A 14,835-nucleotide genomic window follows, 5' to 3' on the forward strand; every position below is an offset into this window, starting at 1 on the left:
TTTGAAAAATTATTTAGAAATACCAGTGATTTCGACAGTAACTCGTCGATCAGGCTGTAAACATTCTTTGAGTTTTTCAGAAGGCTGAATACCGTAACAACCATTCGTTACAGGCTTACTTTCACCCATACTTTGTGTTGAAATAATGTCTTTAGAGATACCGTTTTGGATTAATACTTCGCTCACAGTTTTAGCGCGATTAGCTGCCAATTTATCGTTATAACTTACGCTACCTAGGCGGTCTGTATGTCCGGTCAAACGAATGTGCTTAATTGAAACAAAGCCTTGTTTCACTTGTGCTGCTACATTTAAAACTTCTTGATATCCTTTAGGTAACAGATCATTCAGCGATGAACCATCAAATTTAAATAAAGTATCTGCAGCCAAGTTTACTTCTACTGTTTTTTCTTCTTGAACAGGTACAATTTGTTTTTCATTCAGCTCAGACTTACAGATCAGCTTTTTATCCCCATCCAAAATCACGGGATAGCCACTTTCATCAACAGATAAATGAATAACATTTTCTTTTACCTTAGATAGGTCGACTTCGGCTTCACACACAAAACACTCGTCTGTACAGTTTTTTGCCTTGAGATTATAGAGCTCCGGTTTTAGCACCAATTTCGCTGAGTTGTTAATATAAAAATCACCTGCCTTAATATCATCTACATAGAACTTGATCGGACAATTTTGGTCATCATAAGTTTCGTTAGAACATAATTTTTCATCGCGAATCACAGTCAAATGTTGTGTTTTGCCATTTACCGAACTTTGAAACTTCAAGTTGCTTGGATGTTGGTACGGATTTGATGAGCAGCCAACCATACCTAGAGTGGTTACACAAAACATGATATAGCTCAATTTATTTAATGTGGACACGGCAACCTCGAAGAATCAGCACTTGCTAGAAGACTTAGCCAAAACGGCAAAATAGTAGAAAAATACAGCATTAAATTATATACAAAAAATCAACAAAAACAAATTATAAACAAAAAACAATATTATTCTAAAATATTAATATAATTCATATATTTATTTTTAAAATCTACTTAAACATTAATTTTTAAAGTTTAAAACAATATACAATTTAAGAAAAAAACGTGATTTTTATCATTTTTTTTAAAGTAGAATTATTACTCTATTTTTCTAATAAAAAATCTAGCTTTCAAAGATTTGGATCATTATTCAAGAAAAACCAAAGCGCTTTTTGATCTATATTTTCATCCTTTTACCAACATTCAATTTAAGTATTTCTACATAGCAAAGCCTCTTCAAAAATTTACTTAATATTCGAATTCAACTCACTAAAGCGATCAACCCAGCCTTTTACTATTTTCAAACAAAATATGACTCTTCTGCCATTTTCACTTAAAATAATTTAAGCAAAGTCTCTAAATTCACTGTGAACAAATAAAAAAAGACCAATCAATGATTGGCCTTTTAAATACTTTATTATTTAATTATGACATGGGATTCGAATTGTTACATTGCTTCAATATCGCTTTAGTGTGGGGTTCTTTCTTATCCACACCTAAATAATCCACTTGTGCAAAATTCTTACCTTCTTTATAAAATAAATCAACTTTATAATCACCATAGACTCTTGATAATTTATTGTGATCCTTTGAAAGATTCTGCTCAGAATCACTTTCTGTAAATGTTGCATATTGTGCTTGCGCATCGATTAAACGTGCCATGGTTTGTTCACCAATCACATAAGAAAGTTTATGTGCATTTTTCTTACCACATTTTTTTGCATAACGCCCTTCAAACTGAGCAAATGTGCTAATAGCATTTGTTTGATCGACTGGAATTTCAGCAAGAACGGTATGGCTTAAAATCATACCACTTAAGCCGATAATTAATTTTTTCATCGAATAACCCAAATAATGTAAATTTAATCATGGGGAAGCAAATACTTCCCCATACAAAGTCTTAGTAGATAATTTGGCCGTTTTTCAATAAGTCATCTAAGCTTACTGTGGTGTCCTGAAGAATAAGGAACTTCGTATCTGCAAATCGATCTTCAATCAGCTTTTTATCATACTTCATGGCATCACCATCACGATCAATGGACAACACAGTATTACTACCTTCAACTTCCACTGAAATATATTTGGATAATTCTGTACTATTGATAGCATTGTCAGATAATAGTAGTTTAGAGATATCAATTCGATCAGCATTTAAATCTGAACCAATTTTACCTACATGGAAATCATTCCATATATCTAAACCATTACCACCAACATCATCATGCTGGTTCAATAGATCAAAAATAACGGTATCACTACCATTACCCATCGTATAATTATCATTCGATGAATCACTATAGACATATTCATCGATATTTGAACCTTTGACGATCTTAGCAACATCAATTTCAATCGTTGATTTATCTGTTTCACCTGTTGGAGAAATTAATTCATAGGTCATGATCTCACGGCCACCACCTTGACCATTTGGCGTGTAAGTATAAGCACCTGATTTATCAATAACGAATGTACCGTATTGACCTTCCACTGTAATTGTCTTAGCACCCACGACTGGATCCAAAGAAAGGACTTTGCTGCCAACCTTAAGAATCGTCTGGTCTCTTAAGCCTTCACTAAAGATATCATTTGCAAGCAAATTGCCTTGCACAATATTAGCTTCATCAGCATAGTTGTAATCAGGATCTGCCATCCAACGATCTTGGTAATCTTGAATACCCTTTAACGAATATTGATAATCCGTTGACAAAAGTGCAATTGGTTGAATATTCATTTCCAAAATATAGTAACCAGCATCCAAATCTTCTAAATCAAATTTAAAGTTGACTTCCTTTTGCTTAGCTTGGCCTAAAACAGCATCTTCAATAACTGTTTTAAAAGTTTGTTTACCTTGCTCATCATAGATTACTCGCATAAGCTTATATGATGCTTCAACCTCTGCTTTTGATGCTTTTGCATCAAATGTAAATGTTAAAGAATTGGTCGAATAATCAGAATGTGGTGCTATCGTAAATTCTTCTACAATCGTCTTATCCTGACCAACAACGCCAAGTACTTTCGCATCATCTTGATACGTAATCTCCTTCGTGACAAAATCATCATGACGAAGAATCATACCCGATTCAGTTGATGAAGGTTGACTATTGATATCTAAGACATCACGTTGCGCATCTACACTACCAATTTTCACATTGATTGCGGAAACAGCTGTCTCACCTGTTAATAAGTCTTTATAAACATATGTAAAGGTATCGATAACACCATAGTTTGGCTTCTGCGAAGTTGTATCAGCTGTATATGTATATGAGCCATCTTTCGCCACAGTCAATATACCAAACTCACCTTTGATATCTAAACTTTCACCAGTGAATTTTTTACCATCAACTTGAATCATTTCAATTTGATCTACTTCCAGCTCAACTAAATGACCTTCAGCGATTGCTTCATATGCATATCCATCGGTAGTTTCGCTAGGCTTGTAATAATCAGCTACAACTGCGCTATCTAATTTTAGTGTTGAACCACCCAATACTTTCACACCGCGATCTGTGAGGAATGCTTTATATTGCCCTTCTGTTAAAGCCAGTGTGAGCGGATCATTATGAATGCCGCCTAAAGGAATACCAAGTAACGATAGTGGTACGATCAAGAATTGATCTTGGAAATGATATAACTCCCACTGATTCGTCTTCTCATTTAACTTATAAATTGCAAAGTCTGAGATTGCTGCAACCCCGACCACAGAAGTGCCTGTTGCAGAGAATACAGTTTCAATCACTTTACCTGCACCAACATTTAAGCTAATTGCATTACTTGAACCAATGATGCTTGCATCCAATAGATTGCCTAAACCAACACCTGCAACCCCAAATGATGTTGCTGATGCTTTACCGTCACCTAAAAGCTCTTTGATTGCAATCGTTTCAAGATCCGCTGGCTGGTACTTTTCTGAGAAATTAACTGTTAACTCCGAAGCCTCAACGTTCATGTGAGCAATCACAGTATCCACGTCTAATTCAACATCGTGTAGATTCAACGTAATGTCAAGATTTGCCTCACTCATTTGACCTGAAATTGGGTCATAGATAGTATATTCGAAACGATCGACGTCACCATAGTTGAAGTTTTTCGTTTCAAATGCTGTATAGGTGTATTCACCATTGGTAAATAAAGTTAATGCACCATATTTACCATCAATTTTAGTTCCCACAAAGTTTTGATCATCCTGAATCATGACTGTCTGGGAATTTTCAAGTGTCATACTTTTCGCAGAAATCACATAGGTTACGTCTGGATTGAGGAGTAAATCCACTTTGTTGTCTTTGTTCACATCACTGATCACATTACCTGTTGCTTGACCAGCCACTGAAATTGGTTTCACGTAATCCAGTAACAAATCTCGTGTGGTTTCTAAAGTATAACCAAACAATGCATTGATACCACGCGATGGCTCTAACAGTACAATATATTGCCCTGCATCCAATTTCTTGGTGAGCTCTTCAGATACACCACCTAACAGTGCTGCACCAAACCAGCCTTCAACCTGATCGTCGAGTTTGTATTGCTTGGTAATTTCATCGTATTTATAAATAAATAGATCAAAATCAGCGAGTACTTGTACACCACCTGTTTCAGCTTTAAATGTGATTAAGCGCTCTGTATTTTTAGCAACATTAATTTCAAAACGGTTTGCAGGATTGATTGCACCTAAGTCAAGCACACTCCCTAAACCGACATAAGCCACGTTGAATGTTGATTTAGATACCAAAGCTTGACTTTCTACGCTTGGATCAACTGCAAGTGTCAAATGGTTCACATCGTCATAAGCAACGACTTCCGTTTGAGCACCACCATTAATCTCAATCATCAGTGTATTTTGATGAGTCAATTTTCCATTTGTCGCAGTGAACCGTACCGGGTTTGTCGGAGACCAACTTTCTTGAGAGAATGTCCCAATGACAAAACCAAAATATACCCCTGAAATCAGAGAAAGAGCGGTTCAATTATTGATTGAATCTGAAAAAGATTATCCTTCTACTTGGGCTGCAATCACAGCAATTGCACCTAAGATTGGCTGTACTCCTGAAACACTACGTTCCTGGCATCAGAAGTATTTGAATCAACAGAATCCAATCAAAGTACAGCAGCTTTCAGACCAAGAACGCATTAAACAACTTGAACGCGAAAATAAAGAACTGCAACGAGCCAATGAAATTCTACGCAAAGCAGCCGCTTTTTTCGCCCAGGCGGAGCTCGACCGCCCACACAAATAATGGTGGATTTTATCCATAATAATAAAGAGCTGTACGGAGTCGAGGCGATTTGTAGAATTTTACCTATCGCACCTTCAACCTATTACCGAACTTTAGACCTCGCGGACAATCCAGAACATCGAGCGAAACGAGATTTACATGACTTGCATCATGCTGAACAAATTAAACGAATTTGGAAGGAAAGTTCAGGTCGATATGGTGTACGTAAAGTTTGGCAAAAACTGAAACGTGAAGGCTATATTATTGCGCGCTGTACAGTTGCTCGATTGATGCAAAAGCTAGGTATACAAGGTGTTTGGCGAGGTAAGAATAAACAAACGACCCGTAGCCGGGATGATCAAAAACGAGCAGATGACTTGGTGAAACGCAATTTTAGTGCTGATCAGCCTGACCAGCTGTGGGTCGCTGACTTCACGTATATTCAAACAAATTCAGGCTGGGTCTATACCGCCTTTATTATTGATGTGTTCTCACGAGCAATTGTTGGATGGAAAGTATCAACACGTATGAATACAGACATGGTGCTCGATGCACTGGAGCAAGCATTGCATGATCGAGGCATGCCAAAGAACGTGATTCATCATAGTGACAGAGGCGTGCAATATCTTTCCATTCGTTATACCAATCGTTTAGAAGCAGCAAATTTACGAGCATCAGTCGGTACGACCGGTGATTCATACGATAATGCTTTGGCTGAAACGATGAATGGCTTATACAAAACAGAGGTGATTGAATATTTAAAAGCAGATTGGCAAGGTTTAGCGGATGTACAACTTGCGACACTAAATTGGGTAGATTGGTTCAATAAAGAACGTGTACATAGTGCACTGGGTTATGTATCACCTTTTGATTTTGAAGTAATCTACTATGATAAGATTAACCCGTTAGGTCAGGTGGCCTAACTTAAATAAAAAGTCTCCGACAAACCCGGTACGGTTCAGTCATTTTCTAAGATGTTACCTGAACGCTCAGAATCCTCATAAAAATAAGAACTGAATTCAACATTCAACTGAGACTTGTTCAGTAGAGTCAATGTATTACTTACTAATTGAGCAACGACTTTATCCACAATAAGGTCACCTAGCCCAACCACATCTTTAACTAAATCTATATTCAAAATTTTATTTAATAAAAGTGAAACTGGTAAAGTCAATACATTTACAACTTTAAGGGTTTCTTCTAGATACTTGACTAACCATGCAGTTGATGGACTCTTATCACCTAAGAGTTCAGAAACTAAATCTAGTACGATCTGCTGATTATCCTTACCTAGCAAACCACCATCACCGAGTGCACCTAAACGAAGATCTTCAATTGCTTCAGTTAATGCACTATCAGACTTATAAGGAACAACGCGATAATCACCTTCAGTTAATCCACTGAAAGTAACCTCATAGTTATCATTTTTCACTGCACCTAATGCGTATTGCGTACCTAATGAAGCAACAACCCCATTACCATTCAATGGAGCAGACATAACAGCTTCCCATTTCTGAGATGCTTCACTCCACTGTTGCAGTTGAATACCATAACCTTTCGCAACAGTGAGTAAGCCGACATTGGTAAATTCCGCACGAATTTCGCCAATTGCAGCACTTTTCACTTTGATTACTTCACCTGCTGTAGTATCTACTGCATCGAAGGTCATCATACGCTGTTCAGATGGTTGAACTGTACTAATTGAGCCCTCAACAGCAGCTTTATCTTCTCCCTCTAAACTGATACCACCACCAATGTTTCCTAATAAACCAGCAAATGTGAAGCTTGTTGCATCGCCTTCAGATGTATATTCACCTACACCCGTACTTAACTTAACTTCATCTGGTTCAGTTAGACCTAACTCAACATTAAATTCTCTAGAGGCATTTAACCCTAAAGTATTTCCTTCAGTATCATTAAGCCCCGCAACAGCCTTAACATTTGCAATGCCATCTACTAAACTCATGTCAGAAATATTGAGATCAAGAGACCAATTGAGATTACCCATTTCGTCTTTGGTCAAAATAAAACCATCCATTTCTTGATTTTGATCAAATGCTGTCAAATCAATTTTACGTTCAATAGTATTGCCATTAATTAAGATTGAAACAGTGAGATCAGTAACATTGACATCGCTAGACAATTCAGCAATTTGACCTTTTACAGTCACATAACCATCTTGAACTTCGGATGCATCAACTTTAAAGTCAGTCCCTTCAACTTCTGTAATTACATGTAATCCATCAAGATCAAATGTCGGATCTAATACTTGGATATCAAGCGTGAAACCTTCTGTAACTGGAACTTCTAAAGTATTACCCGCATCATCCACAATAACAGCAATAGCTTGAACTGAAGGTTGATCACCATGTTCAAGATTTAGACCGGTTGTTGAAACATCAGCTGTCCATTTACCATCTTTATCAGCTATGACAGTTACTTGCTGTGTCACACCCTTATTGGTAATACTTACTACAACTTCTTTTAATGCATCACCAGCAGCAGTTGCGATACCAGATACATCGCCTTGAATGGTGATCTTGCCATCTTTTTGCTGGCTTTCATTCACAACAATCGTTTGTTTTTGATCTTCGATAAATAATGCTTCACCTTCAATCTCAGTAATACGAATTACCGCATCTTGTGACGCAGTCTGAGTATCAACAGTAAACTTAAGTTCAGGCGATAAACCTTGTGTTACACCATTACTGTTAGAAACAGTATAGCTCACGACATAGTCACCATCATTCAATGGTTGTGTGGATGTATAACTCCAAGTACCGTCACGACCAACAATAATTGCTTGATCCGTAACAACAACTTCACCATTTATTGTCAGGGTAATGATCTCACCTTCTACATGACCAGAACCTTTGATTTCTGGTTTGTTATCATTAGTTTTAGCATTTGATTCGATTAAACCAAGAATTAAAGGAACATCATCCCACGCTTCTGGTGCTGTAGTCGGTTCACTTGGTACTAATGTCCCAACAATAATTGAACTAGAAAAAGAATCGACATTGTCCCATTCATCTGTTGCAGTCACTTGAACAGGATTCAACCCTTCACGTACAGGCATATAGATATTTAGTGTTTTTGCCTGTACTTCGGCAACCGTTAATACATAACGATCACCATTTACAGACACAATATCGCCTGCCTTAGCATCTGCACCAAGAGTTACTTTTAACGACGTATAGAATTTTCCGCCCATTTCAGCAGCATTTAGAGAACCATCTTCGTTGATATCATTTAAGAAGGTCAATGATTCAACGATATCGCGCTCTGTACCAATGACTGAACTATCTACATCAAAGAATGTAAATTCGACATCCGTTTGTTTTTGGGCATTTTGAGCATCAACTTTGATAAAGTTGAATCCATCCAATACAGGAACATCATTAATCGTCGCAAACTTGTTACTAATATCTGCAGCTGTAAGCTTATATTCAATACCATTAGCCTTAATGATATCACCTGCTTGAGCATCTTCCCCTAAATCAATTTTAATGTTGATCTTCGAACCTGGTAACAGTTCATCTGCTGTAATTTTGCCATCGCCATTGTTATCACTTAGTAATTCAATGTTGGTGACTAAATCAGCTGAACCTGATGCTCCATTTAAAGACTCAAGCCATTCCGCTTCTGATAAAACTGGTTCACCAGCTGCTGAGGCTTGTTCAACATAAAGCTCGTATGCAGATTTACCATCAACGCCTTTTGCAGAAATACCTGTATCCGTTGTACCAATAAACCAGTTGCCGTTACTACCGATATATGGTGTTAAACCGTTTTGACCTGCTGCACCAGTGGCACCTGCAGCACCTTGGGCTTGAACGCCTGTATCAACACCATTCACATGCCAGTTGCCGTTGATGATTTCAACTTTGGCTTGTACTGGAATATTGGTGCTCTCTTGACCGATGTACCAAACACCGTCTTTGATTGTCGGGCTGATGCCATCCTTACCTGCAGCACCTGCAACGCCTTGGGCTTGAACGCCTGTATCAACACCATTCACATGCCAGTTGCCGTTGATGATTTCAACTTTGGCTTGTACTGGAATATTGGTGCTCTCTTGACCGATGTACCAAACACCGTCTTTGATTGTCGGGCTGATGCCATCCTTACCTGCAGCACCTTGGGCTTGAACGCCTGTATCAACACCATTCACATGCCAGTTGCCGTTGATGATTTCAACTTTGGCTTGTACTGGAATATTGGTGCTCTCTTGACCGATGTACCAAACACCGTCTTTGATTGTCGGGCTGATGCCATCCTTACCTGCAGCACCTGCAACGCCTTGGGCTTGAACGCCTGTATCAACACCATTCACATGCCAGTTGCCGTTGATGATTTCAACTTTGGCTTGTACTGGAATATTGGTGCTCTCGTCACCGATGTACCAAACACCGTCTTTGATTGTCGGGCTAATGCCATCCTTACCTGCAGCACCTGCAGCGCCTTGGGCTTGAACGCCTGTATCAACACCATTCACATGCCAGTTGCCGTTGATGATTTCAACTTTGGCTTGTAATGGAATATTGGTGCTCTCTTGACCGATGTACCAAACACCGTCTTTGATTGTCGGGCTGATGCCATCCTTACCTGCAACGCCTTGGGCTTGAACGCCTGTATCAACACCATTCACATGCCAGTTGCCGTTGATGATTTCAACTTTGGCTTGTACCGGAATGTTGGTGCTCTCTTGACCGATGTACCAAACACCGTCTTTGATTGTCGGGCTGATGCCATCCTTACCTGCAGCACCTGCAACGCCTTGGGCTTGAACGCCTGTATCAACACCATTCACATGCCAGTTGCCGTTGATGATTTCAACTTTGGCTTGTACCGGAATGTTGGTGCTCTCGTCACCGATGTACCAAACACCGTCTTTGATTGTCGGGCTGATGCCATCCTTACCTGCAGCACCTGCAACGCCTTGGGCTTGAACGCCTGTATCAACACCATTCACATGCCAGTTGCCGTTGATGATTTCAACTTTGGCTTGTAATGGAATATTGGTGCTCTCGTCACCGATGTACCAAACACCGTCTTTGATTGTCGGGCTAATGCCATCCTTACCTGCAGCACCTGCAACGCCTTGGGCTTGAACGCCTGTATCAACACCATTCACATGCCAGTTGCCGTTGATGATTTCAACTTTGGCTTGTACCGGAATGTTGGTGCTCTCTTGACCGATGTACCAAACACCGTCTTTGATTGTCGGGCTGATGCCATCCTTACCTGCAGCACTGCAGCGCCTTGGGCTTGAACGCCTGTATCAACACCATTCACATGCCAGTTGCCGTTGATGATTTCAACTTTGGCTTGTACCGGAATGTTGGTGCTCTCTTGACCGATGTACCAAACACCGTCTTTGATTGTCGGGCTGATGCCATCCTTACCTGCAGCACCTGCAACGCCTTGGGCTTGAACGCCTGTATCAACACCATTCACATGCCAGTTGCCGTTGATGATTTCAACTTTGGCTTGTACCGGAATGTTGGTGCTCTCTTGACCGATGTACCAAACACCGTCTTTGATTGTCGGGCTGATGCCATCCTTACCTGCAGCACCTTGGGCTTGAACGCCTGTATCAACACCATTCACATGCCAGTTGCCGTTGATGATTTCAACTTTGGCTTGTACCGGAATGTTGGTGCTCTCTTGACCGATGTACCAAACACCGTCTTTGATTGTCGGGCTAATGCCATCCTTACCTGCAGCACCTGCAACGCCTTGGGCTTGAACGCCTGTATCAACACCATTCACATGCCAGTTGCCGTTGATGATTTCAACTTTGGCTTGTACCGGAATGTTGGTGCTCTCGTCACCGATGTACCAAACACCGTCTTTGATTGTCGGGCTAATGCCATCCTTACCTGCAACACCTGCAACGCCTTGGGCTTGAACGCCTGTATCAACACCATTCACATGCCAGTTGCCGTTGATGATTTCAACTTTGGCTTGTACCGGAATGTTGGTGCTCTCTTGACCGATGTACCAAACACCGTCTTTGATTGTCGGGCTAATGCCATCCTTACCTGCAGCACCTGCAACGCCTTGGGCTTGAACGCCTGTATCAACACCATTCACATGCCAGTTGCCGTTGATGATTTCAACTTTGGCTTGTACCGGAATGTTGGTGCTCTCTTGACCGATGTACCAAACACCGTCTTTGATTGTCGGGCTGATGCCATCCTTACCTGCAGCACCTGCAACGCCTTGGGCTTGAACGCCTGTATCAACACCATTCACATGCCAGTTGCCGTTGATGATTTCAACTTTGGCTTGTACTGAAATATTGGTGCTCTCTTGACCGATGTACCAAACACCGTCTTTGATTGTCGGGCTGATGCCATCCTTACCTGCAGCACCTGCAACGCCTTGGGCTTGAACGCCTGTATCAACACCATTCACATGCCAGTTGCCGTTGATGATTTCAACTTTGGCTTGTACCGGAATGTTGGTGCTCTCTTGACCGATGTACCAAACACCGTCTTTGATTGTCGGGCTGATGCCATCCTTACCTGCAGCACCTGCAACGCCTTGGGCTTGAACGCCTGTATCAACACCATTCACATGCCAGTTGCCGTTGATGATTTCAACTTTGGCTTGTACCGGAATGTTGGTGCTCTCTTGACCGATGTACCAAACACCGTCTTTGATTGTCGGGCTGATGCCATCCTTACCTGCAGCACCTTGGGCTTGAACGCCTGTATCAACACCATTCACATGCCAGTTGCCGTTGATGATTTCAACTTTGGCTTGTACTGAAATATTGGTGCTCTCTTGACCGATGTACCAAACACCGTCTTTGATTGTCGGGCTGACACCGTTTTGACCAGTTGATGTAAAACCAGTATCTATACCATTGATCCACCAGTTGCCGTTACTGCCTACATATGGTGTATAACCGTCTTTACCATCCGCACCTGCATCACCTTTTAATGATGCTAACCATTCGCTTAACGTACCAGCAAAACCATTTTCAACCGCTAAGTCATAAGCTGACTTACCTTCAGCACCAATCACTTCAATGGTTAAGCCATCTAACCATTCTTGGATCGTACCTTCATAGCCATTTTCAAGCGCGAGTTCATAGGCAGATTTACCATCAGCACCATCCGCACCATCTTTACCAATCAGTGACGCTAGCCATTCTTGCTCTGTACCGGTGTAGCCATTCTCTTTGGCAATCTCAAATGCAGATTGACCATTTGCACCTGCTTCACCTTTGAGCGCAGCCAACCAGTCTTCTAATGTACTGGTATAGCCATTGTCGACTGCAAGCTCATAAGCAGATTTACCATCAGTACCATCTTTACCCGCTTCACCCTTATCACCTTGCTCACCTTTAAGGTCATTCAACCATGCTGATTCATCAAGTATCTTGCCTTCAGATTCCGCTTTAAAAATCGCATCTTCTTGCGCTTGCTTAAAATCGTCTTCTGTTTTGTCTTGGTTTTCAGGTTGAGCTAACCATGTATCTTTATCTGTATCGCTTAAACCTGCATCAGACAAGACTTTATCTTCCGCTTGATCACGGTAGATATCATAACCAGATTGACCTTGTTCACCTTGCGCTTGAATACCCGTATCTTTTTTACCAATGAACCAGTTACCATTTGCGCCGATATACGGTGTTAAGCCATCTTGACCTGCTTCACCTTGATCACCTTTAAGGTCATTCAACCATGCTGATTCATCAAGGATCTTGCCTTCAGATTCCGCTTTGGCAATCGCTTCATCCTGCGCTTTTTTAAAGTCAGCTTCAGTTTTATCTTTATTTTCAGGTTGCGCCAACCAAGCATCTTTATTTGAATCAGTTAAACCTACATCAGACAATACTTTATCTTCCGCTTGATCACGGTAGATAGTGTAAGCTGAGTCACCTTGTTCGCCTTCGTTACCTTGCGCTTTGATACCCGTATCTTTGTTACCAATAAACCAGTTGCCATTTGCGCCGATATATGGTGTTAAGCCATCTTGACCATTAATACCATCTTGACCAATGTTAGTTTCATGACTTTTATGTCCATCGCTCGATGCAATAGCAACAACTGCTCCAGCGCCTGCTATTGCTGCAGCACCCCACAAAAGATCAGAAGAAACTTCATTTTGTTCATAAAGTAGTGGTTCAATATCATCTAACAGTAAAAACTTAACCTGATCTAAAATGTTTCCATTTTCGTCTTTAAATTGAACCCATAGTAATTCTTGGTTCTCGTTTTCAACAACTAAGCTATGATCAGAGTTGAAGAAACCTTTTAAGATAATTTGCTGATTATCTTCAAAAATAATAATTACATCATTATTTTCAACCTTAATTTCTTTAATTTTTTTATCTAAATTCTCAAGCTTAATCAGAGTTGCATTCTGAGGTAAATTGATCACTTCTAAATCATCAATATTATTTAATTCCACATGTGATTTTTTATCAATAACCAAAAAATTACTCATAACCCAAACCCATAAATAAGCAAACAAAAAGTAAAGAAATTATACAATCATTATAATAAATATTCACCAATTCAAATAAATAACAATAATCACAATATTCAGTTTAAAATAAATTAAAAACATATATTTAGAAAAACATGACTACATAATAATAAAATTCTAATTGTTTAAAAAAAACACGAATGAATTTATTTTTTAAACTTAAAATATTAATTTGATTATAAAAAAAATAAAAAATTAATAAAAAAATACAAATTGAGATATAAGTCACACAAAATTAGCAAAATAAAAAATGAATAAATATCAAATTGAGTAATCAATCACATAAAATATAAATTTTTAAACATAGACATATTCCACATAAATTAATAAATATGCGAATTAAATATCACTCCAAAGATCAGTCAAATTATGGAATATACTTAAAAATCACTATAAATTTACCACTTCATCTATATCCTTCGAAATTAACAACCTTGAGAAAGGAGCTCTTATCTCGTCACTCTATATAGCTGTTAAGATTATTTTCTTTATACTATGGGTTGATAAAAGTTTGTCAGCGTCATTCTTGACGAATTAATTAGACGATTCTCCCAATATGCAAAATCAGCACATTATAAATATTGAATCGCAATCGCCATGCACTGTAAAAGCTCAGTAGGAGGATTCTTTGACTGTCAGTTTCACCCTTTTATAAATCAGTCAGTATGTGATCAGTACAACTTCATCAAATAAAAATACAGCAGATGTAAAATGGTTAAGCGATTGGTAGAAGAGTAAAAGCAAATTTATATGTCCATCATGGCTATACCAGCCACGAAATAAAGATCAGATTAAAATTACAAGCTATTGATTTAATTAGTTATCACCAAAAGAGTAATCAATTTAAATACCATTATAAAATAAAACCATGTCTATCATTTAAATATAAACTATTATTCAGTAAACAGTTAAATAATAAGCATTGAATGTTTATTAACCAGAATGTCTGCTTTTACATATCGACCAATTACACAAAGAACAACCCTATCATTTGAGTAGCGAAATAATTTGTTTAAACAGAATCCGTGTCAATTAAAAAGCCAAACCAAAAAGAAATTAAATAAAATACCTTTAAATTAAAT

General features: G+C 39.0%; 6 protein-coding genes and 1 other annotated feature. Of the genes, 1 reads left to right on the forward strand and 5 read right to left on the reverse strand.

All coding sequences use genetic code 11. From position 1 onward, the window contains the following. Positions 1-9: 9 nt before the first annotated feature. The 3 genes from G8D99_RS09630 to G8D99_RS09640 all read right to left on the reverse strand — a co-directional run bounded on the left by G8D99_RS09630 (position 10) and on the right by G8D99_RS09640 (position 4,881). Positions 10-879 (reverse strand): OmpA family protein, encoded by an 870-nt coding sequence (locus G8D99_RS09630; protein WP_227554291.1) that lies wholly within the window; start codon positions 877-879, stop codon positions 10-12. 581 nt (positions 880-1,460) lie between these two features. Next, positions 1,461-1,874, reverse strand: a complete 414-nt coding sequence (locus tag G8D99_RS09635; protein ID WP_166325061.1) for a hypothetical protein — start codon at positions 1,872-1,874, stop codon at positions 1,461-1,463. Positions 1,875-1,935: 61 nt separating this feature from the next. Further along, positions 1,936-4,881: a BapA/Bap/LapF family large adhesin gene (locus G8D99_RS09640; protein ID WP_166325064.1), complete on the reverse strand. Its 2,946-nt coding sequence runs from the start codon at positions 4,879-4,881 to the stop codon at positions 1,936-1,938. Between the two features lie 67 nt (positions 4,882-4,948). Between G8D99_RS09640 and G8D99_RS09645 the strand changes: the two genes are divergently transcribed. Further along, positions 4,949-6,168, forward strand: a protein-coding gene (locus G8D99_RS09645) for an IS3 family transposase (protein WP_166323496.1) whose coding sequence is annotated in 2 segments (ribosomal slippage) — positions 4,949-5,225 and positions 5,225-6,168 — 1,221 coding nt in all. Because the reading frame shifts where the segments join, the coding sequence is not laid out codon by codon here. After that, positions 5,224-5,340, forward strand: a sequence feature (AL1L pseudoknot). Its footprint overlaps the gene before it by 117 nt. Before the next feature lie 35 nt (positions 6,169-6,203). Here G8D99_RS09645 and G8D99_RS09650 read toward each other — a convergent pair. Next, positions 6,204-10,382 carry an Ig-like domain-containing protein gene (locus G8D99_RS09650; RefSeq protein WP_166325067.1) on the reverse strand — a complete coding sequence of 1,393 codons (4,179 nt, stop codon included), beginning with the start codon at positions 10,380-10,382 and terminating at the stop codon, positions 6,204-6,206. Next, the gene (locus tag G8D99_RS09655; RefSeq protein WP_166325070.1) at positions 10,379-13,711 is read right to left on the reverse strand and encodes a BapA/Bap/LapF family prefix-like domain-containing protein; all 3,333 of its coding nucleotides are present in this window, start codon (positions 13,709-13,711) and stop codon (positions 10,379-10,381) included. Before G8D99_RS09655 ends, G8D99_RS09650 begins: the two co-directional genes overlap by 4 nt. Positions 13,712-14,835 lie beyond the last annotated feature (1,124 nt).

The organism is Acinetobacter lanii (assembly GCF_011578285.1).
GTDB classification, from domain to species: Bacteria; Pseudomonadota; Gammaproteobacteria; order Pseudomonadales; family Moraxellaceae; genus Acinetobacter; species Acinetobacter lanii.